Origin of the sequence: Companilactobacillus sp. HBUAS56275, assembly GCF_036913655.1 — a bacterium.
In the GTDB taxonomy this organism is placed as follows: domain Bacteria; phylum Bacillota; class Bacilli; order Lactobacillales; family Lactobacillaceae; genus Companilactobacillus; species Companilactobacillus pullicola.
Map to the genome: position 1 here is coordinate 54,793 of NZ_JAYKKK010000008.1, position 20,730 is coordinate 75,522.

General features: G+C 34.8%; 21 protein-coding genes, 1 other RNA gene and 1 other annotated feature. Of the genes, 15 read left to right on the forward strand and 7 right to left on the reverse strand.

Features of this window, described 5'->3' with window-relative positions; all coding sequences use genetic code 11:
- Positions 1 to 46 precede the first annotated feature (46 nt).
- Positions 47 to 2,014, forward strand: coding sequence for a hypothetical protein (locus U8526_RS12585; protein WP_334342293.1), 1,968 nt, complete (start codon positions 47 to 49; stop codon positions 2,012 to 2,014).
- Positions 2,015 to 2,326: 312 nt separating this feature from the next.
- Positions 2,327 to 3,490: an MDR family MFS transporter gene (locus U8526_RS12590; protein WP_334342294.1), complete on the forward strand. Its 1,164-nt coding sequence runs from the start codon at positions 2,327 to 2,329 to the stop codon at positions 3,488 to 3,490.
- On the opposite strand, the gene U8526_RS12595 is transcribed toward U8526_RS12590, so the two are convergent.
- A complete protein-coding gene (locus U8526_RS12595) occupies positions 3,487 to 3,840 on the reverse strand; it encodes a hypothetical protein (protein WP_334342295.1) in 354 nt (117 codons plus the stop codon). The genes U8526_RS12590 and U8526_RS12595 overlap by 4 nt on opposite strands.
- A gap of 146 nt (positions 3,841 to 3,986) precedes the next feature.
- A complete protein-coding gene (locus tag U8526_RS12600) occupies positions 3,987 to 4,634 on the reverse strand; it encodes a DUF3862 domain-containing protein (RefSeq protein ID WP_334342296.1) in 648 nt (215 codons plus the stop codon).
- Between the two features lie 146 nt (positions 4,635 to 4,780).
- Here U8526_RS12600 and ssrA point away from each other — a divergent pair.
- Positions 4,781 to 5,146: a transfer-messenger RNA gene (gene ssrA, locus U8526_RS12605) on the forward strand.
- Positions 5,147 to 5,621: 475 nt separating this feature from the next.
- Here the strand turns inward: ssrA and U8526_RS12610 are convergent.
- Positions 5,622 to 6,224 (reverse strand): YitT family protein, encoded by a 603-nt coding sequence (locus U8526_RS12610; protein WP_334342297.1) that lies wholly within the window; start codon positions 6,222 to 6,224, stop codon positions 5,622 to 5,624.
- Between the two features lie 217 nt (positions 6,225 to 6,441).
- Between U8526_RS12610 and U8526_RS12615 the strand changes: the two genes are divergently transcribed.
- From U8526_RS12615 to U8526_RS12655, 9 genes are all read left to right on the forward strand, one after another.
- Entirely contained in the window at positions 6,442 to 7,194 is a 753-nt protein-coding gene (locus U8526_RS12615) for a LysM peptidoglycan-binding domain-containing protein (RefSeq protein ID WP_334342298.1), read from the forward strand.
- A 198-nt stretch (positions 7,195 to 7,392) separates the two neighbouring features.
- Positions 7,393 to 8,343: a zinc-binding dehydrogenase gene (locus U8526_RS12620; RefSeq protein ID WP_334342299.1), complete on the forward strand. Its 951-nt coding sequence runs from the start codon at positions 7,393 to 7,395 to the stop codon at positions 8,341 to 8,343.
- Between the two features lie 606 nt (positions 8,344 to 8,949).
- Positions 8,950 to 9,768 (forward strand): MetQ/NlpA family ABC transporter substrate-binding protein, encoded by an 819-nt coding sequence (locus tag U8526_RS12625; protein WP_334342300.1) that lies wholly within the window; start codon positions 8,950 to 8,952, stop codon positions 9,766 to 9,768.
- Between the two features lie 30 nt (positions 9,769 to 9,798).
- Positions 9,799 to 11,133: a M20/M25/M40 family metallo-hydrolase gene (locus U8526_RS12630; RefSeq protein WP_334342301.1), complete on the forward strand. Its 1,335-nt coding sequence runs from the start codon at positions 9,799 to 9,801 to the stop codon at positions 11,131 to 11,133.
- Positions 11,134 to 11,139: 6 nt separating this feature from the next.
- Positions 11,140 to 12,198: a methionine ABC transporter ATP-binding protein gene (locus U8526_RS12635; RefSeq protein ID WP_334342302.1), complete on the forward strand. Its 1,059-nt coding sequence runs from the start codon at positions 11,140 to 11,142 to the stop codon at positions 12,196 to 12,198.
- A 3-nt stretch (positions 12,199 to 12,201) separates the two neighbouring features.
- On the forward strand, positions 12,202 to 12,891 hold the full coding sequence (locus U8526_RS12640) for a methionine ABC transporter permease (protein ID WP_334342303.1): 690 nt from the start codon (positions 12,202 to 12,204) through the stop codon (positions 12,889 to 12,891).
- Positions 12,891 to 13,122: a binding site (T-box leader), on the forward strand. (Overlaps the previous gene by 1 nt.)
- 88 nt (positions 13,123 to 13,210) lie before the next feature.
- Positions 13,211 to 14,038, forward strand: coding sequence for a MetQ/NlpA family ABC transporter substrate-binding protein (locus U8526_RS12645; protein ID WP_442886256.1), 828 nt, complete (start codon positions 13,211 to 13,213; stop codon positions 14,036 to 14,038).
- Between the two features lie 368 nt (positions 14,039 to 14,406).
- On the forward strand, positions 14,407 to 15,225 hold the full coding sequence (locus U8526_RS12650; RefSeq protein ID WP_334342305.1) for a helix-turn-helix domain-containing protein: 819 nt from the start codon (positions 14,407 to 14,409) through the stop codon (positions 15,223 to 15,225).
- Between the two features lie 76 nt (positions 15,226 to 15,301).
- Positions 15,302 to 15,706: a hypothetical protein gene (locus U8526_RS12655; protein WP_334342306.1), complete on the forward strand. Its 405-nt coding sequence runs from the start codon at positions 15,302 to 15,304 to the stop codon at positions 15,704 to 15,706.
- Positions 15,707 to 15,729: 23 nt separating this feature from the next.
- Here the strand turns inward: U8526_RS12655 and U8526_RS12660 are convergent, their stop codons facing one another.
- A complete protein-coding gene (locus U8526_RS12660) occupies positions 15,730 to 16,407 on the reverse strand; it encodes a L,D-transpeptidase (RefSeq protein WP_334342307.1) in 678 nt (225 codons plus the stop codon).
- 181 nt (positions 16,408 to 16,588) lie between these two features.
- Here U8526_RS12660 and U8526_RS12665 point away from each other — a divergent pair, with 181 nt between their 5' ends.
- Together U8526_RS12665 and U8526_RS12670 are read left to right on the forward strand one after the other, a co-directional pair.
- On the forward strand, positions 16,589 to 16,777 hold the full coding sequence (locus U8526_RS12665; RefSeq protein ID WP_334342308.1) for a PspC domain-containing protein: 189 nt from the start codon (positions 16,589 to 16,591) through the stop codon (positions 16,775 to 16,777).
- A 20-nt stretch (positions 16,778 to 16,797) separates the two neighbouring features.
- Positions 16,798 to 16,992 carry a PspC domain-containing protein gene (locus U8526_RS12670; protein ID WP_334342309.1) on the forward strand — a complete coding sequence of 65 codons (195 nt, stop codon included), beginning with the start codon at positions 16,798 to 16,800 and terminating at the stop codon, positions 16,990 to 16,992.
- Positions 16,993 to 17,021: 29 nt separating this feature from the next.
- Here the strand turns inward: U8526_RS12670 and U8526_RS12675 are convergent, their stop codons facing one another.
- From U8526_RS12675 to U8526_RS12685, 3 genes are all read right to left on the reverse strand, one after another.
- Positions 17,022 to 17,822, reverse strand: a complete 801-nt coding sequence (locus U8526_RS12675) for an HAD family hydrolase (protein WP_334342310.1) — start codon at positions 17,820 to 17,822, stop codon at positions 17,022 to 17,024.
- Between the two features lie 140 nt (positions 17,823 to 17,962).
- Positions 17,963 to 18,757 (reverse strand): hypothetical protein, encoded by a 795-nt coding sequence (locus U8526_RS12680; protein ID WP_334342311.1) that lies wholly within the window; start codon positions 18,755 to 18,757, stop codon positions 17,963 to 17,965.
- 183 nt (positions 18,758 to 18,940) lie between these two features.
- A complete protein-coding gene (locus U8526_RS12685; RefSeq protein WP_334342312.1) occupies positions 18,941 to 19,669 on the reverse strand; it encodes a DUF554 domain-containing protein in 729 nt (242 codons plus the stop codon).
- 114 nt (positions 19,670 to 19,783) lie between these two features.
- On the opposite strand from U8526_RS12685, the gene U8526_RS12690 reads away from it, so the two are divergent.
- On the forward strand, positions 19,784 to 20,677 hold the full coding sequence (locus U8526_RS12690; RefSeq protein WP_334342313.1) for a LysR family transcriptional regulator: 894 nt from the start codon (positions 19,784 to 19,786) through the stop codon (positions 20,675 to 20,677).
- The last annotated feature ends 53 nt before the right edge of the window (positions 20,678 to 20,730 follow it).

Sequence of the window (20,730 nt, forward strand, 5' to 3'; positions counted from 1 at the left end):
AAAAATTATTATATTATATTAATGGCCAAATTAGGAAGGGAATATAATGATAAGAAAATTTAGCAGAGTTAAACTTTGTTTAGTTTTATTATTGGTAACACTATCTTGTTTAGTTATTAATATAAGGAATGATTCAATAACCGTTAGGGCCGATGACCAGACTGTAAAACCATATGCGACGCCAACCTCAGATCCAATTGTGTTCTTGGGTATTTGGTTTAGTAATGGATACTCTTTACAGCCGGAAACTGACTATTACACTCAAGTAGGACAATCAATTGTGGTACATACTTCAGCTAGTAGGTCTATTTGGACAGTCCTCACGGGTCCTGCTGATTCGCCTCATTACAGGTGGTTTAAATCAACGGATTATGGTGAAAATTGGAGCAGTGTTTCTGAAGCTGATGGTGGTCACCGTATGAATTTTCCGATTACTCCTAAGAGTTCTGGAACAACGTGGTACCAACTTGATACGCAATACTACACTTTACTTACGCCCTATTTGAAGACACATATTTATTCCAGAGTAACAGCAGTCCATGTTAAAGATTCGGTGAACGCTACTAGTCTCAAAGTAAGCGCTGACAATAATTATATATATAATGAATCAGATTCAGATTTATCACAGAATTATACATTTATTCATGCATACCCCACACCATCGGATGCAACAGGTAAGATCACTTACTCAGTAGATAAACCTGAGCTAGCTAGCTTTGCACAAGATGTTGAAAATGGTGGAACAACAAATAAATTAGTTGCTAAGAGCGGAGCTGTCGGTACAGTAAGGGTAACTGCTAAAATGCAAAATCCTGATGGATCAACAACGGTCGGTTATACTGATGTTAGAGTTGGCGGTGGTCTTGATGATCAAACTGTTGACGTTGGTCAACCTGCAACTTTCAGTATGCATGGTAGTATTGATGGTACTAACTCCAATACTAGCGGAAGTATTCAAATTAAATGGTATAAATATGACAAAGATGGAAATAAGACTACTGTGGCGACAAGTAATAGTAGTAATTATAAAGATTTTGTTGATTATACTGTTCCTAAGACAACGATGGATGATAACGGTACACAGTATCAGGCTCAAATAACAGTCTCTTTGTTGGGATTCATCCAGACAGACAGTTTAACGACTAATAAAGCAACGTTAACGGTAAAAAATAATCCTGATGTGTCGATTTCTAGCAAGATTGTAAATAATACCTATGATGATGGAAGCAATACTTCTGATACTTTGAATAAAGTAACTAACAATGACAACATTTCATACGAATTTAATTTGAAAAACAATAATGAATATTCAATTTTGGCCAATGGAAGTTATGTTGTTCCCATTCATAAAGGGACAACTGTAAATAATGTAGAATTAGATGGAAAAAAATTAAGTTCAGATGATTATACTGTGTACGATAAATCAGATGATAAAGAATCATACATCATTATCAATGGGATAGATTTTGATGAGCGCGCGCAATCACATACGATAAAAGTGGACACAACCGTTTCAGGTATAACCGATGCTGAAAAATTTGAATCAGTGCCTTACTATTATGGCAATGACTATGGAGGATCAATTTATCAAAGAAATGCGGATAAGCAAACAATAAATTATGTAAATGATAAATTTAATGCGGAAGTCAATGATATTAACTTTGGGACAATAGAATATTCCGAAAGGAATAAAGTATATCACCGTCAAGATGATGACAATCTGCCTAATAATACGGTTAATATTAGTGATCAAAGAAGAGATAAGAAAGCCATGAAGGTTTTAGTATCTCAATCTGCACCTTTAGGAAATGGAATGACGTTACGTTATTACCAAAATGGTAGTTATACTAATTTATCCGATAGTGATATTCTAATTAAAAAATTTGATCAAGATAATATTTCTTCGATTGGTTGGAATAGGGATGACGGTATCCTACTTTATATCGGAGATACAATACCAACAGCGGGCGATTATAAAACCGAATTGCGTTGGACTTTTGAAGATAGTATTTAAAGTACTATAAAAATATTACAAACTTAAAGGGACGTCCTCATTATAAGGACGTCCCTTTATTGATTAAATTGCACTTGGTGTTTTAGGACCGCAGTAGCCATTGCAGGCACATTTTTGATCGTCGATCATGGAACAGTGACAGATTCCATCTTTACCTGAACAGTGGCAAGTGGAAAAACAAGTCATCCCTTGATGACAATATGGATTATTATCGGACATTGAATTACCCCCTTTAAAATAATATCATACGTTGACAATGGTTAATTAGATGATAAAATTTTCACAACTTTATAATGTGTTTAAGGGGAAAATATGAAAAAGGTATCAGCTAAAACTTTGATTCTAGGCGCGTTCTTAGAGTCAGTCGGGGCTAGTTTTATTTGGCCTATCAATACGATTTTTATCCACAATTATTTGCACAAGTCGTTGGCAGTCGCTGGAACGGTTTTGTTCTTCAATTCGATTTTAACGTTTCTAGGAAATTATTTGGGTGGAAAACTATTTGACCGGTGGGGCGGTCACAAGACCGTTATTATTAGTACATTAATTGGATTATTGGCATTAGTTGGTCTTATTTTTGACCATGGATGGCCAGCTTATCCAATTTTATTGCCAATCCTGGGTTTTGGCGTTGGAAGTGCCTTTACAGTCATTAATTCATTTGCAGCACAGATTGATGATGTTGACCGATATAAACTTTTTAATAGTATTTATATGGGGACCAACCTAGGAAATGCGATTGGAACAGCGTTAGGTGGGTATATTGCAGGAGTTCAAATGACCTTAGTTTTTGTGGCTAATTTTTTCTTTTTGACGCTTTTCTTCCTATTAGTAATATTTGGATACAATAATCGGGAAGTCATAACAAAAAATGATGTTCAAGACGAAGTTCGAGAGGTAAGAAAAACTAAGTTACAACCAGGAGTTGGTCTGATTGCCTTGTTCTTAGGGGCCTCGTGGCTAGCATATTCGCAATGGAGCAGTAATATATCAGCTCACCTGACTAATCTAGGGATTCCAGTCAGTCGCTACAGTCTTTTGTGGACCATTAATGCGGTAGTGATCGTCTTAGTATTGCCATTGATCAATCGGTTAGTTGAAAATAAAGAATGGTTTAAACGAATACAGATTCCACTTGGAGTGGTCTTGTTCATTGCAGCGTTTGCTTCAATTATTAGTGCCAAAGTTTATTTAGCTTTTGTTATGGGAATGATCGTCTTAACTTTAGGGGAAACCTTAGTTTATCCAGGAATCCCAGCTATGGTCAGTGAATCGACACCTAAGTCGGAAGCCGGGCGTTATCAAAGTTTGTTGAGTATGTCATCGACATTTGCCAGAGCAATTGGGCCTTTAGTTGGTGGTTTGATTGTGGAAAATGGTTCTTACAATCTACTATATTTAGTTGCGATAGGTATTTTGATAGTGTCACTAGTTATTTTACATTTCGGTCATAAAAAATTACTTACTAACAACTAGCTATCAAAGTGTTTAATGGAAATTACATGAGAATTCCACAAATAGGGGCCAAAGTGATTATAGGATATAAAAATACCCAAACTATTTTTCTCATCTAATGAAGCGACTAGATAACTTGTTTTACCATCCGAACCCTGAAAGTCAGTGATGTTCTTTACTTTTTTGTAATGATGTTTTTGTAAAAAGGATTTGGTTTCTTGATTAGCAGTTTTATAAAGGAGTTTGCCATTGTTCAGTTCAGAATTAATAGTACTTTCGACTTGAAGTGTGTAAGAAATCTCAGGAATAATGAAGAGAACCGAAACGATTGTGATTAAAATAGTAAAAAATGCTAAGATAAATTTTTTCAATATTTGCTCCTTAGGATACAGTCCTTGCTGATAATATTATCTAGTATTTACAAAAAATCTAAAAGTGATTTAGACAAATAAAAAACTCTTTAATTATTAAGATCATTAGATCTAATAACTAGGGAGTTTCTTCATTTTATAGTGGTTTATTTTAAATTAACTTGTGCTTTAGCAATGACTTGATTATCGGATAACTTAATATCAATTGAAGCATTTTGACTAGGGTCCGCTTCAGACAAATCGGATACATATGTTAATGTTCTAACTCCATTAATATCGGAGTAGTCATCTGGATCGCCAAGTACACTGATAACATGATTGTAATTGTCGCCATTTTCAATTTTTTCGTAGTCCGCTAGGGTTAAACTCTTTTCACGATCAATATCGAGTCCTTGAATGGATTTTGATTTAGCAATATCTTTGAAAAAGGTGATTTGAATCATCACTTGATTGCTATTGTTGGTTTTATTCCATGTAGCAATGACGTCTCTACCTCTTTTATCCATCGTTTGAGTTTCCGTAGGGTTTCCGAGGAGTTGAATAACATTCTTTCGAGAATAACCTTTTTTACCAGTTTTAATTGAATCATATTTAGCAACTAAGGAAGGATTCTTTTCAGCCTGTTTTCTTTCTGCCTGGTCTTTTCGCTGTTCAAGATTAGCTTGATCGGCCTCATCTTGATAGTAGAAATTGTTGGCGAGGTATGTAGTGGTTGATACAACAGCAATAATAGAAAGAATCGTGATCCAGAACCAATTTCTTCTGTAAAAAGGTTTCTTTTCATTTTCACTCAATATTTCTGTACCTCCATCTATATTCAGTATTTTACTAGTATTTACTGAAAATGGCATTCTAGATGCATTAAAATTTTCATGACGGAAGTAGACTTATAATTTGCTAAATTGAGCAAAATTAGATATTATATTTAGTGGACACCAATGGGGGTGTTCTGGATTCGACATGTGTAGTAGCGTGTGAGTTGCACTTAGGGCCTTGCGTCCCTTTAAAACGCACAGTTTATTATAACTGCAAAAAATAATAATTCTTACGCATTAGCTGCCTAAAAACAGTCTAAGCGTGATCCAGTCTAACTTCGCCCAAGGGTTGGAAATGGGTCTCAAATTAATTGGGCTACGTTTGACTACGCATTCTGAATAGTTAAAAAGAGATTAATCAGGATAGCCGCTGTGGCTAGCCGAGTTGTATGGCGTTCATGGTGGCGAAATTATAAATAATACAACTATGAGTGTAGAAGCTTGCATAGCATTACGCTTGGACAGGGGTTCAATTCCCCTCACCTCCATAAAGCAAAGAAGACGATTATATCAGGTCAATAAATCTTGATATAATCGTCTTTTTGCTTTTATAAAATTGTATTAGAAGTACCAAATGAATCAATTAGTCGGTCAAATGGTCGGTCAAAAATCCCAAAATTAATTTTGGTGCACACTGTGAATTTAAAGTATTTACTACTAAAATTTCAAAAACGAAGTTGCTTAAAAATGAAGGAAAAGTTATTCTTTAAGAGATCAGTAATCTTATTTTTAAAGTTGATAAAAATAAGTGGATTTCTAATTTTGAAATGTTGATGTATCAGACTTTTCTTAGTGTGCTCCCCATATACATGGGGATGATTCTATTTATATTCCACAATCAATTACGACATTTAAGTGTTCCCCATATACATGGGGCGATGAGTTCATTTTTAACTTGTAGTAATTATGCCAAAATAAAAAAAGATGCCTATGTCAAAACACTAAATGCTTTGATATGGGCGTCTTTTATTGTTGTGCAATGCGTCGTTGATGGAAAATACCGAAACCTTTGATTGCGAGGCTAGAGATACCAACTGACATAACAGCTAGTAGGAAAGAAATTAAATCGTTTAATGCGAAGTTTCCTAAACAAACAAATCCATCAATAATGAATAAACTAATATATTTATCAATGCCAAAATTTTTGTGGATGATCATCGGTGGAACAGTTGTCCCTCCACTAGACATATTAAGAGTATAAAGTATTGCCAAACCAATTCCGAAAATAATACTTCCTACTATAATAGAGATTACTCGATTATTAGGAATTAGATTATAAACTGGAGTGATATATAACAAAATTGGGAGAGTGAAACTTCCAATTGCTAATTTGACGGTCGTTTGTCGATCTAAATGTACGTAAGCCAGTACTAACATCACAATATTTATGAAAAGAACCGAGATGAATGTTGGGATTTTCCATCCTGCTTGTAGCAAGATAGCGATACCTGTAGCACCACCAGCCGCTATACTATGCGGTTCGAAGAACATATTAAGACTAAATGCGATAAGTTCCAAAGCAACTAACATTATTAGTAGTTTTGCGGACGTTCTCTTTTTATTCTTCATGTATACTAATATACCATGAATATATAGGAAAGAACAGGTAAAGGTACTGGATACCTAAAAATAAAATAAATAATTATGTTTCATAAGTATTACTAAAATTACATTATTCTCTTAAATTGTAACTTTGTGGTTGCTTTCATGTAACACTGAGCTGTTAGTATAGCACCATAGCAAATGAGAGCTAAACAAATTTAAAAATTAAGGATGTAATTAATTCATGAAAAAAGTTTTATCTATCGCTTTATTAAGTACAGTAGCATTAGCAGGAGTATTCACTTCAACAAATACTGCTCAAGCCGCAGTTTCAACTGGTAACAACCAAGTTAAAGTTGAAAAAGGTGATACTTACAAGAGCATTGCTGAAGCTAACGGAATTAGTATTTCCGCACTTGAACAAGCAAATGGCCGTGAAGTTGGCGGATTTGACTTGATTTTCCCAGGAGATGTTATTACATTACCTGGTTCAACAACTACTACAACTGATAATACAACAACACAATCATCACAAAATGTATTACCAACAAATACAACATCAACAGATACTAATACACAGACAGCACAAGATACAATTTCACAAGCTAATACACAAAACACAACACAAGATACAAGTGCTCAACAATCAACAACTCAAAGTACAACAGATACAAGCTCACAAGCTGTGACACAAGCTGTTTCTACACAAACAACAAGCACAACATCAACAGCCAGTGGTACATTTAAGATCAGTTTCTATGATCCATCTGTTCTAGGTTCAAATATGGGTTATGGTGGTGTTGCTGCCAACCTTTCAGTATTCCCTAAGGGTACACAACTAAAGATTACTTTAGCTGACGGAACCGTACTTTACAGAACTGTTAATGATACAGGAACATTTGCTAACTCAAATTCACAACAATTGGATGTTGCTATGCCTAGTTCATCAATTCCTTCATATGGTGTAACTACAGCTTCTGTTGAAGTAATTTCTTAATAAAAATTGAATATTAATAAATGGATTGGGGTCTTTAATTAGACTTCAATCTTTTTTTGTTCCAGAAATGAATTTAAAACGACAAAAATTTGTATACGATTCGTCGCTCAAATATAGGACCTAATAATTAATTCTTTGTTTTATACATAATATACTTAATTTGTTAATTATAAATATTTAGATTTGGAGTGAATCGCTATGAAGGCTATTGTTATACATGAAACTGGTGGACCAGAAGTTTTAAGTTATGAAGATGTTCCAACACCTGAAGTTAAACCGGGTTGGTCATTGGTTAAAATTAAGGCATTCGGTATAAATCATATCGAATTGCTCACACGTCAGGGGCTTGTGCCAGATGTTAAATTGCCTAAAATCTTAGGACTCGAAGCTGTCGGAACAATCGCTGAAAGTACTTCCGATGATTTACAAGAAGGACAAAAAGTAGTGTTAATGAAGACTGAAATGGGTCAAAGTCTCCCTGGATCGTACGCGGAATATACTTTGCTTCCTAATGATCAAATTTATCCAGTAGACACTGACTTTGATTGGTCAGCATTGGCCGCAATTCCGGAAACTTATTACACAGCTTATGGATCAATTAAACAACTTCACATTAAGAACGAAGATGAGATTTTAATTCGTGCAGGTAGTAGTGGTGTTGGTTTAGCAGCAATGCGTTTGATCAAAGCTAAATATCCTGAAAATATAGTGACTGCTTCAGTTAGAAATCTAGATAAAAAGCAAGAATTATTGGATATGGGATATGATTTAGTTGTGGAAGATAAAGATGGTAAGTTACAAACAGCAAGTCATTTTGACAAAGCTTTAGAGCTAGTTGGTCCTGCCACAGTTAAGGATACTTTATCAAGAATGTATCCAGAAGGAATCGTTTGTGAAACAGGAATTTTGGGTGGACAAGCAACACTTGAAGACTTTGAACCAATTCACGCAATTCCAAATAGTGTTTATTTAACATCCTTTGCTTCGGAAATGGGAAGTAGAGATTTAATTGATGAAATGTTTAATTATATTACTCACTATCATGTCGATGCAACGCCAGGAAAAGTTTTCAGTTTTGATCAAGTAAGAGAAGCTCATGAATATATGGAAAAGAATCAAGGAATAGGAAAAGTCGTTATACTTAATTAATAATTTATTAATGTTTCTAATGTAAAACGATAAATGTAAGGCAATTTAAATATTTTTAATTTTTAAAATTATTGTGTTTTATCGTTATAAAAGCTGTATCGTTGCACCCACACAAGCCTTGAGATAAAAGGGATTCGATAAATGTCATGTTATAAATGCCACTTGGCATACAATTTAAAAATTAGAAATTAAATGAAAAAAGTTAAGATTTCATGATTGACATTTCAAAAATTAGATTGTATTATCTAACCAACGATTAACAAAAGACATTTATTAAACAATTTGATCGGGGGAAGTAATTCAACCTCGTTTGTACAGAAAACCTCTATTTGCTGAGATGAGGGCAACGACTTGAATGAAAATGACCCGTGATTGGTGCGCTGAATCCTTTCGGATAAAGATGCAATGGTTGGTACCCTTTATAGTACACGCGTATAGAATCTTTGTACGTTGTTAAGGGGATAAGTGTAAATTTATTCCGAATTAGAATGGTACCGCGCATAGCCGCTTCTAAATCTGAACATAGTGTTGTTCAGTTTAGAAGTGGCTTTTTTGTTTATATAGATATTTTTAGTTAGTTAAGAAACAAATGAGGTGGGAAAACAAATGAGTAGATTTGGAAAAATAGGTAAGGTTATCCTATTAGCTTTTACAGCATTATTTATTTTCGTATTAGCTGGTTGTGGTAATCAAAACAAGGAACAAACAGTTAAGGTAGGAATCAATCCTTCTGACGCTGCGATTTGGAAAGTAGTTAAGAAAAATGTGAAGAGTGAAGGTATCAACTTAAAGACTGTTGAATTCAACGATTACAATCAACCAAATACAGCCTTGGTACAAGGGGAAGTTGATATCAATGCTTATCAACATACATTCTTCCTAAATTCTTGGAATAAGGCACATCATACTGATCTAGTATCAATTGGTAAAACTGTTATTCAACCAATGTCTTTATATTCACACAAGATCACAAAGCTTAGTCAATTAAAGAATGGTGCTAAAGTTGCTATTCCTAACGATGCATCTAATGAAGCACGTGCATTACAATTGCTAGAAGCTAACGGACTTTTGAAACTTGATAGTGGTGTTAAGTTACCATCAACTAAGAACATCAAAGAAAACAAATTGAATTTGAAATTTACAACTCTTGATGCTGCACAAACAGCTCGTTCATTAGATGATGTTGATGCCGCAATCGTCAATGGGAACGTTGCTAGTGATGCTAAACTTGATCCATCAAAAGCTGTTGTAACTGAAAAGATTAACAAGAAGTCACAACCTTGGATCAACATTATCGTTACTCAAAAGAAGAACAAAGATAACAAGACTTACAAGAAAGTTGTTAAAGCTTTCCAAACAAAGTCAGTTGCTAAAGAAATCAAGAAGGTTTACGGCGAAAGTGCCGTACCAGCTTGGAATAAGTAAAATGTTTTAAAAATTTGAGGAGGTTTTCATATGTCAAAATTATCAGATCCATTAATTCAGGAGTCGATTGAAGATTTAAAGCAATATATCGCACTACCATCCGTTTCAGCAAAGAATCAATCTATTACTGAGACAGCCGAATTCCTTAAAAATTTACTACAAGACTTTGGAGCAGATGCAACAGTTTGGGATGAATTTGAATATCCAGTTGTTTTTGCCGAAATCAAACCTAAGAAGCCAAGTGATACCACAATTCTTATTTACAATCACTACGACGTTCAACCAGAAGAACCGGTGGAACTGTGGAACTCAGATCCATTTAAACTCAAGATCACTGATGATAAGTTCATCGGTCGTGGAGTTTCAGATTGTAAAGCTGATTTAATCAGTCGAATTACAGCTTTGAAGATTTATCGTCAAGAACATGGTGATTTACCTTGCAACATCAAATTCTTAGTTGAAGGACAAGAAGAGGTTGCTAGTCGTCACCTAGAAGATTATTTGAAGAAATACTCAGACAAGTTGTCTGCTGATTTGATAATTTGGGAATCAGGATACAAGAATGAAAAGGAACAATTTAATTTCACCGGTGGTAATAAAGGTGTTCTATGTTTTGAATTAGAGGCTGTTTCAGCCAACATCGATCTACATTCATCATTTGCTGCTGTAGTTGATTCCGCTACTTGGAGATTAGCTCAAGCACTAGATGCTTTGAGAACTCCTGAAGGTGATATTAAGATTCCTGGTTTCTATGATGATGTCGTTGAACCTTCTCAAAGAGAAATTGATTTAGTTAATAAAGCTACCACACCTGATTTGAAATCTAAATGGGACTTACAAGTACCATTATTGAAGAACAAATCAGTTAACTACAATTTAACGTTCAATCCTACTATTAATATAGAAGGAATTAGCAGTGGCTGGGAAGGCGAAGGAGTAAAAACTGTTACTCCTAAAGCTGCCAAGGCTAAATTGGAATTCAGATTAGTACCTAATCAGGATCCACATGATCTATTTGATAAGTTAACTAAATATTTGAACGACCAAGGTTTTAAAGATATTAAAGTTAAGTATTTATTAGGGGAAAAGGGTTATCGTTGGGATCTAGATAGTCCTATCGTAAATAAATTGATTGGAACTGCTGAAGATTTCTTTGGTGGAGCTGATAAAGTTGAAGCCTTACCATCAAGTCCTGGTACTGGTCCAATGTACTTGTTGAATGAATATACTCACGCCTCAATTGTTTCAACAGGTGTAAGTTATTCAAGGGCCGGCAATCATGCCCCTAATGAAAATATTAGAATTAAGGATTACCTAGACTTCATTGATTTCTTTGATCAATTCTTGGGTAAATTAAGGGAGTAATTATTAATGGCAGAACAAAACGGGATAATTCAGCTAAAAGATATTGACGTTACTTTTCATAATGAAGGAAAAACAATTGAAGCTGTAAAAGACGTTTCCATTAACGTTAATAAAGGCGATGTGTATGGTGTCATTGGCTACTCTGGTGCCGGAAAAAGTACTTTGGTTCGTGTAATTAATTTATTACAAAAGCCAACTTCTGGAACAGTTATCGTTAATGATCAAAACTTAACACAATTGAGTGCTAAAGATTTACGTAAGGCACGTCGTAATATTGGAATGATCTTTCAACACTTTAATTTGATGAATTCATTAACTGTTTATGGAAATGTTGATTTTCCATTACGTGATTCAGGACTAAGCAAAGCTGAACGTAAACAAAAAATCGATAAATTATTGAATATAGTTGGTCTATCTGACCGTGCTAAGAACTATCCATCACAATTATCAGGTGGTCAAAAACAACGTGTGGCGATTGCTCGTGCTTTGGCTAATGACCCTGAAATCTTAATTTCAGATGAAGCTACTAGTGCTTTGGATCCTAAAACTACCACAGAAATTCTGGATCTACTAGGACGTTTGAATGAAGAACTTGGTATTACGATCGTGATTATCACTCACGAAATGGATGCTATCAAACAAGTATGTAACCGTGTTGCAGTTATGGAGAATGGTCAATTGATTGAAGAAGGCAGTTTGTTGACAATCTTCGGTAATCCTAAGCAACAACTTACAAAGGATTTTGTTAATACATCTACTCATATCGGTTCAGTACTTGATGAAATTAGAGATAGTGGCATTGTCGATAAGCTTTCAGGTCGTTTGATCGAATTGAATTATATTGGCGATTCCACTAACGAACCAATTGTTGTTGAACTTTATAAACGTTTCCAAGTTGAGGCTAATATTCTTTTCAGTAATATTGAAAGATTGCAGAGCACAACTGTTGGTATTATGTTATTCGCTTTGACGGGTGACGATGATAAAGTTGAACAAGCTATTCAATATTTAAATAGTTTGAATGTTAATGTTAAAGAAATATCTTTGAAGAAAGAGGGCGAATAATTCATGGCAGATTTAGTAAATAAGTTTCTTCCTAACGTTGTAGCAAATTGGGAAGGTGATAATGGTTTTGTCGTAGCCATTTGGCAAACACTTTATATGACATTTGTCAGTGCATTATTTGCTGGAATTATCGGAATTATCTTGGGAATTCTGTTAGTTATTACAGCCGATGATGGAATTACTCCACATAAAGTTTTGTACACATTCTTGGACAAGTTGGTTAACCTGTTCAGATCAATTCCATTTATCATCTTGCTAGCCGTTATCGGACCATTTACAAGATTGATCGTTGGACAAACAATTGGACCTACTGGTGCATTAGTACCGTTAGTTCTTGGAACAGCTCCATTCTTTGCCAGACAAGTTCAATTGGCTCTAGTTGAAGTTGATCATGGGGTGATCGAAGCCGCTGAAGCAATCGGCCTTTCACCAATTAAAATTATTTTTAGAGTTTACTTACGTGAAGGTTTACCAGAATTGATTCGTTCAGGAACTCTAACAATTATCAGTTTGATTGGTTTAACTGCCATGGCCGGTGCCGTTGGTGGTGGTGGTCTTGGTAACATGGCCATTTCCGTTGGTTATCAACGATTCGAAAATGATGTAACAATTGTATCTATGTTATTTATCTTAGTTTTAGTGTTTATTATTCAAGGACTTGGCGATTTTGCCGTCCGTAAACTTGAACATTAGATAACAAGTTGACCGGAAAAGTAACTTATTAGATTTTGTACAGAAAGCCTCAGGTGCTGAGATGAGGACAAAACAGTAAGTGAAAATGATCCGTGATTGGTATCCCTGAATTTTTTAAGGGATGATGGTCGGTACCCATTATCGTACACACATGCAATGCATGTTATTAAGGAAAGCAGATGCGAGTTTGCTTTTAAAATAGAATGGTACCGCGCAAAAGGCGCTTCTATCTTGGACGAGTGATCGTCCTAGTTAGGAGCGCCTTTTTGTATATAGGGTTTTAAATTAGAGGAGGATTTTCATCATGAAAAAAAATAAAATTAAAGCTATCTTTTTGTTAGCTATTACCACATTCAGTTTGTTCTTGCTAGCGGGTTGTGGAAGCAGTTCTTCATCAGCCAGTTCAGCAAAAGAGAAGACCGTTAAAATAGGTATTACAGGTTCTGATGATGAAGTATTAAAGGCCGTTGCTAAAAAAGTTAAAAAAGAAGGAATCAACCTTAAAATTGTTGAATTCTCAGACTATAGTCAACCAAATACAGCTTTGGACCAAGGAGAAATTGATCTAAATGCTTTCCAAACAATTATTTTCCAAAATGATTGGAACAAGAAACATAAGACAAACATCGTATCAATCGGTTCAACCGTAATCGCACCAATGGCTCTATATTCAAAGAAGATCAAGAAAGTTAGTCAAATCAAGAACGGCGACAAGATTGCCGTTGCCAATGATGCCACAAATGAAGCCCGTGGATTAGCATTACTAGAAAGCGCCGGCTTGATCAAGTTGGACAACGCCAAAGTTCCTGGTTTGAAAGATATTACCGAAAATAAATTGAACCTAAAGATCACACCATTAGACGCCGCACAAACAGCTAAATCAATGGATGACGTCACAGCTTCAGTAGTTAATAGTGGAGTTGCCAACGATTCAAAACTAGATCCTAAGACAGCGGTTTATAGAGAAAAAATCACAGCAAAATCAAAACCATATGTAAATATCATTTCAGCTAATAAGAAAGATAAAGATAACCCTACATACAAGAAGATCGTTAAAGCATATCAATCAGAAGAAATCGCTAAAGTTATTAAAAAAGAATTCCACGGATATGAACAACCAGCTTGGAATTATAAAGTATTAAATTAGAGAGAGAGTGGAGAATGACGGTTAGATTCTGAGCATTTGCCTAAGACCTGGAATTATCCGCCGAACCTGCGGATGATTCCAGGTCTGTAGCAAAGCACAGGAATCTGTCATTCGGAACCCGTTTGCCGCATACTTGAGGATAAAAATAAATACCACAATCTCCAAGGACCAAAAGCAGCAGACCATTGAGTATTAAAAGAGAAGGTTTTTGAACTACCACACACAACTATCCCGAAAAAAGAAAACTACCACTGCCCAAAAAACGTCTAGAATAATTTCTAGACGTTTTTTATAACTAAAAACAACACATTTCACAAAATTTATTTTAAAATGAAGTTAACAAGTAAAGCAAAGTCAGGGATATGTATATGAAAGATTTGGGGACTGTTATCAAAGAACTGCGAAAAGAGAAGAAATTTACACAAAAAGAATTAGCAGAGGGTATTTGTGCGCAATCAATGTTGTCAGCCATTGAGAATAACGTTTATGTTCCCAATGCCAATCTATTGATCAAGTTAGCTACCAAACTAGAGGTTAATTTAGATGAGATCAGTTTAGCAACTAATTTTCCTGTTAGTTCAAAGTATAACTTCAACGATAAAGTAGATGATCTTTGTAATAGTCATCAATATCAGGAACTATATGATTTTTTGATGCAAGATAAAGTTTTGAACAATTTGAAGACGAGTCTGCAAGTACAATCCTATTACTATTATTTAGGTGTGGCTCAGTTACAAACAAATGCTATTTTTGAGGCTAAACAATCATTGAATTTGTCGCTAGCTGAAGTAAATCCTAAACATCCCAATACTTTGGGACGTTTAGCATATATGGTTATTGGATATATTCACGGGTTACAGAATCAAAAAGATCTAGCCGAAGAGTATATTAATAAGGCTTTTAGGAATTGGGATGAATTTTCTTATGAAGAAAATCAAAATATCCTTTATTATCTGGCAGCTTTGATTTATTTCAAATTAAATGATTATCAAGATTCGACTGCCTATATAGCTGATGGAATTGGCTTTATTGCCAAGCATAATTCTCACTATATGCTGGCTAATTGTTATTTTCTATTGGCTCGTTTGGCATTGGTAGCTCACAATGATGATGAACGTTTGGAAGCCAATAGACGTAAGGATTTGTTTACAGAATTGTACGGCGAAAATATTTTTGAAGAATTTTAAAATATCAGAATACTGATTTTTAATTAAAGTCCAAATTTCATAAGATAACCTCATACATTAGATAGGAGATATTCTTATGAAAAAATTGTTTACTAATAACGTTGAAATTAACTCTAATCTTAAAGCAGTGACTGATGTTTTAACGAATGCTTTTACTTTGTCTAAGTGGAATTATGCTATTTCAGAGGTTACCGAAGCTGGTACTGATAAATTTGCAATTCACCGTAATGAACCAGCTGTAAATCAAGATGAAGTTGTAACGGTTGAACAAAATGATAATGAAGTAGTTTACGTAAGTAGGGGTGGAAAACTGGAATATCAATTAGTTTTTCAAGTTTCCCAAACTGACGGCCACGTATTAGTAACAGAGATTTTCTATGTGTTGAACAATTTTAGTTTGCCAGAAGCTTTGATTGTTCCAATCACTAAAAAATCCTTTAACCAGAATCTAAAAGCATTGAAAAATTTAATTGAAGCATAAAAAAAGTGTAATCACTCAGGTGATTACGCTTTTTGTGTTTGATATTTACCATGAATAACAACCTTCATTCCTGAAGGAACATTTTCGTAGATCCATTTGCAATCAGGAACAGATAGGTGGACGCATCCGTGTGATGAAGGTTCTCTACCTAAAGTTTTGGCAATTGATTTAACATAGGTACCTTGTTCATCAGTTGGTGTAGTGTGAAAAAGATATTCACCATGATTTAAGAAGGAAACGTAATAGTAAGCACCTAATTTTAAAGGAGCTGTATAGAAGAAATCACCACGTTCATTTTGAATGTGATAAGTTCCTCTAGGCGTTGTATCGTGTTTACCAGTTGATGAGTACATTTCGTACAAATTGGTATTCCCATCTTTGATGTAGACACGTTGAGTAGTAATATCGACGTCAATCCAAGCCTTAGGATATTTGTATAGGTCAGGATATTCCTTTTTTTCAGAGGCATCGTTATATTTAAAACTTTCCAATTTAACCATGTGTTTGTCATCTTTAACGTTAAATGGTGAAGGTTTTTTCTTTTCCAAATGCTTCTTAGCTTTTTTCTTTTTGATGACTTGTTGTTGAGCTTCGGCCTGTGCCTTTTTAGTTGAAGTGCTCGAGACATGCCAAACAATGATCCCCAATACTAAAACTGAAAGTGCGGATAGAACAATAGTGTAGATTCTCCTGCGATTCATTAATTTTTCCCCAAACGTATATAATTATATTTATATTATACATGGACTATAAAAAAAGTCACTGTCAGTAAATAATATTTTCATGTGACATAATTGTAAGTTTTATGTAAGCAATTTAGATGTACTTATTTTTAGGAATGAATTAAGATGAATTTAACATAACAAAGGGGGAAAGCAAATTATGCATATTCCAATTAAACGTTCTAACAATGATAAGGTGATTGCCGGAGTAATCGGTGGATTAGCAGAACACTTTCAATGGAATCCAACCATTGCTAGAGTATTGTGGATTCTTTTAGCTTTAACACCTTTACCAGGAATTATCGGTTATTTAGTACTCTGGATGTTAATGGAAGATCCAGAAAATTAAGAAATTAGGGGGAAAGTATAGTGCATATTCCAATTAAAAGATCTAAAGATAATCAAATATTAGGTGGAGTTATTGCCGGATTCTGTGAAAACTTCGACTGGAATCCTGCAGTTGGCCGAGTGCTATATGTCATCTTGACCCTAACCCCAGGATTTCCAGGAGTCATTGTCTATTTGATTCTTTGGTTATTGATGGAAAAACCAGACGAAAATTAAAAAAATCGACCAATATAAGGTCGATTTTTTTATGCGTCGAAACTAAGTACGTCTGCAATTGTGTTGAGAACACCATCGTTATCATTATCAGTGACAGAGATCATGTCAGCCTCTGCTTGAATGTGTTCAGCACTATTTTTCATAGCGACGCCAATACCTGATTCTTGAAGCATTTCCAAATCATTACTATTGTCACCGAATGAAATGACATTTTGAGTGTCGATGTTGTAGTAATCACATAATTTTTTAATACCAACCGCTTTATTGACGTGGTCACTGATGATATCAATACTACCAAAACCACTTACGGCAGCGTGAATTGTGTCTCCATAATTGTCGTTAATATATTTAACCGCAGGGTCGAGATCGTCGTCGTCAATTCTGATATTCATTTTGAAAATTTTATCGTCAATGTTATTCATATCATCGAGTCGAACTAAATTATTGATGTAATAATCGTTAGTTTGAGGTGAATCTGCATTGACATAGGTTCCATTTTCACCGGAGAAGCATAGGCTGATGATGTTCAGATTGGAGTTTAATTCTTTATCGATATCGAATAACGTGTCATTATCGAGGGTATCTTCGTAAATGGTTTGACCGTCAACTAAAATTTGAGCACCATTTTCAGCTACGATGGCATCGATATTATTTGTTTCTTGAAAAATTTGTTCAAGGTGACTATAACTGTTACCACTGGCTACGGAAAATTTAATATCTTGTTGATGCAATTTGTCGATATAGTCATTTAAACGTTGAATATTGTATTCGTGATTGGAATCAAAGAGGGTTCCATCTATATCAGTTGCAATTAATTTTATATTTTTCAAATTAAATCCTCCAACTTATTTATTTATAATCAATTATAAACGAATAAGTCGTAAAAATAAAAATGGTATTCATATCAACCGGTTTAGTAATATGAATACCTCTTTTAATTATTGGTAAATTCTGAATGATAAGATATTTTTCAATTCTTTTTGGAGTCTTTATTTTTTGTTTTGTTGATTAGGCTATTCATAGCATCGTTCATTTTCTCATCGTCTTTTTGACTGGTAAGATCTTCAAATCCACCACCGCCACCAATACCTTGGGGTTCTGGAACTCTACGATATTTTCCATCGGAATCTTGAAAGAAAGCACCTTTACAAGCAAAGCTTATGCTCCAAAACTTGCCAGGGATGTTATTTGTCCCTGATGTTTCCTTCGAAAGTATTAGAGCTACCATATCTCCGGCCATAGGTAGCCGGTTATTACCATTTTCAATAGTAATAATTTCATTAGGATCAGTACCGCTTTCTACTTTTAAATGAGAAAAAGCTGCGTCTTCTTTTCTAGTTATATTTCCTCCTAGGAACATTACACGGATAGTCTTCCCATTAAATTTTTTACTGTCACCATCTAAAACATCATTAATTCTTAGTTTTGCAACGGTATAGGGTCGATTGTCCGAAACATAACTCTTGAGATCTATTATTTCGCCATCAACCGTTAAGTCGCCTGATTTAACTAAACCTGAGAAAGTCGAAGGATAACCAACAAAATCCATTAGTCCACCATCATTTATGAGCTTGTGACTATAGAATTTGTCATTGATCTTTTTAGCCTCAGCCTTGCTCAATCTCTTTGGAGGAGCGGCTTTCTTATCTTTAGAAATTCTTTTTTCATGAGTAATATTATTGGTTCTGCTGGTAACAGCGTATACAGTGAAACCACCCAATAACAGAACTAGAATGGCGGAGATTAACATCACTTTTCTTTTCAAAATTTTGTCCCCCTAATAGATACTTTTAATTATATGGACAATCTATATATTTCATGTATGTTTCTTCCATATTATCGTATTTAAATAGGTGATAGGCATCTATATTGGAAAGCTTGATTCATTTTGACGTCAAAAAAATAAACCATACTCTGTAGATTTTACAGAATACGGTTTATTTGTGATTTATAGTAATGGCAAGAACCAGTTAGCCCAGATCCAACTCAGTGGCATGATGATAACCATCGCGGGAATCATATCCGCTATCGGGAACATCTTGAGTTTTACCATTCTGAAACCAGTTGCTAGCATTAGAAAGCCACCACAAGCTTTGAAATCGAGAATCATATTTGGAGTTGTTAGTGGGAAAATGAAACGTGCTAGTAAGAATAAAATATAGAAGAGAATAAATTGCGGAATAGCAATAATAGAAACTACGTAACCTAAGTTGCAGGCAAAAATTGCTGCGGTGAAGAAGTCCAAAACGGATTTGGAGATCAAAATGGTTGTGTCGCCAGTCATCCCGTTGTCCAAACTTCCGTAAATACCAGTACCGCTGGCACAGAAAAGTACGATTACAGTAACTAATGTGTTCACGAAGTCTTCATGAGACATTTCTGTCTTAGAATTAGGAAATAATTTTGAGATCGGCTTTTGCATTTCAACGGCACCTTTGTTGATCCATTTGCCCAAATGCATCCAAAGACCTATTCCAGTTCCGATTACTAAAGCAAAGATAACAGCAGGCATATATTTCATCGGTGCGATTGAATAGATACCCATTCCCATCGAACAAACACCGAAGATCAAGGTGATATCATTCTTAAATTGTTCACTGAATTTATCGCCTAGAAACCCACCAAGTAGGCCGCCAAACAAGACTGAGGCAGCATTGATAATAACACCAGTTGGCATGTCGTAATACCCCTTTCGAATACTTAACTATTTCCAACTTTAAGATTTAGCAAGGCAATGAACAATTCAAAAACTGTGATATAGTATTCTAAAATGGAATGGGAGGCATGAGGAATGGATTTACAAAAGCTTAAAATTTTTGTCAATTTGTCAAAAACGTTGAATTATACAGATACGGCCGAGAATCTTTTTACCACTCAAGGTAATATTTCCAAACAGGTCATGGCATTGGAAAAGGAACTTGGTGTATCATTGTTCAAGCGTGCCCACCGCAAAATTGAATTGACGCAACAAGGCGAAATTGTTTTACCTTATGCGAAAAAGATTTTACTGGATTATAACGAATTAAGTAATAAGTTAAACGACTTTCAGGCTGCTAAGAATCTAACGATTGAAATGCATACCATTCCGACAATGCTTAGTTATCAAAGCTTCACTTTAATAACGCAATTTTTACAGAAGCATCCGGAAGTGCACATGCAACTGCGAGAAGAGGAAAGCTACAATTTGATCACTTCATTGAAATCAGGTAAATGTGAAATTATCTTTGCTCGAACTTTTGATTTCGATGATCCTGATTTGGAAAGAATTGTTACAGAGAACGATAAGTTTGTGGCAGTCTTACCCAAAAATCATCCATTAGCTCAAGCTAAGAAGCTGGCCATTGGACAATTGAAAGATAATCCATTTCTGATTTTGGGTAAATCAACTAATCTATATGATCCGGTGATTAAATTATGTCGACAGGCGCACTTTACACCTAAAATTGCCTATGAAGGAACAAGAGTTGATTTAATTATGCAAATGGTCCAAAACAATATGGGAATTTCCATTATGATGCAAAAAACGGCTCAAAATTTCGACAGTGATGAATTTTCAATTATTCCACTGACGACGAATATTGCTAATGAGTTATGTTTTATCCGTGCTAAGGGTGAGCATTCCAGTGCTAATAATCTCTTTTGGAAATATATCCAAGCAAATTTAAACGTGTTACAAGCAAAGTAAGAAATTGGGGGACGACAACATCCAAGATTTATCAACAACAGAAATAATTAATT

Bases quoted from the DNA above. Each gene is read 5' to 3' on its own strand.
- U8526_RS12620 (WP_334342299.1), top strand. From the start codon at position 7,393: ATGAAGGCTATTGTTATACATGAAACTGGTGGACCAGAAGTTTTAAGT.
- U8526_RS12690 (WP_334342313.1), top strand. From the start codon at position 19,784: ATGGATTTACAAAAGCTTAAAATTTTTGTCAATTTGTCAAAAACGTTG.
- U8526_RS12615 (WP_334342298.1), top strand. From the start codon at position 6,442: ATGAAAAAAGTTTTATCTATCGCTTTATTAAGTACAGTAGCATTAGCA.
- U8526_RS12660 (WP_334342307.1), bottom strand. From the start codon at position 16,407: ATGAATCGCAGGAGAATCTACACTATTGTTCTATCCGCACTTTCAGTT.
- U8526_RS12655 (WP_334342306.1), top strand. From the start codon at position 15,302: ATGAAAAAATTGTTTACTAATAACGTTGAAATTAACTCTAATCTTAAA.
- U8526_RS12635 (WP_334342302.1), top strand. From the start codon at position 11,140: ATGGCAGAACAAAACGGGATAATTCAGCTAAAAGATATTGACGTTACT.
- U8526_RS12625 (WP_334342300.1), top strand. From the start codon at position 8,950: ATGAGTAGATTTGGAAAAATAGGTAAGGTTATCCTATTAGCTTTTACA.
- U8526_RS12630 (WP_334342301.1), top strand. From the start codon at position 9,799: ATGTCAAAATTATCAGATCCATTAATTCAGGAGTCGATTGAAGATTTA.
- U8526_RS12610 (WP_334342297.1), bottom strand. From the start codon at position 6,224: ATGAAGAATAAAAAGAGAACGTCCGCAAAACTACTAATAATGTTAGTT.
- U8526_RS12665 (WP_334342308.1), top strand. From the start codon at position 16,589: ATGCATATTCCAATTAAACGTTCTAACAATGATAAGGTGATTGCCGGA.
- U8526_RS12650 (WP_334342305.1), top strand. From the start codon at position 14,407: ATGAAAGATTTGGGGACTGTTATCAAAGAACTGCGAAAAGAGAAGAAA.
- U8526_RS12585 (WP_334342293.1), top strand. From the start codon at position 47: ATGATAAGAAAATTTAGCAGAGTTAAACTTTGTTTAGTTTTATTATTG.
- U8526_RS12590 (WP_334342294.1), top strand. From the start codon at position 2,327: ATGAAAAAGGTATCAGCTAAAACTTTGATTCTAGGCGCGTTCTTAGAG.
- U8526_RS12685 (WP_334342312.1), bottom strand. From the start codon at position 19,669: ATGCCAACTGGTGTTATTATCAATGCTGCCTCAGTCTTGTTTGGCGGC.
- U8526_RS12640 (WP_334342303.1), top strand. From the start codon at position 12,202: ATGGCAGATTTAGTAAATAAGTTTCTTCCTAACGTTGTAGCAAATTGG.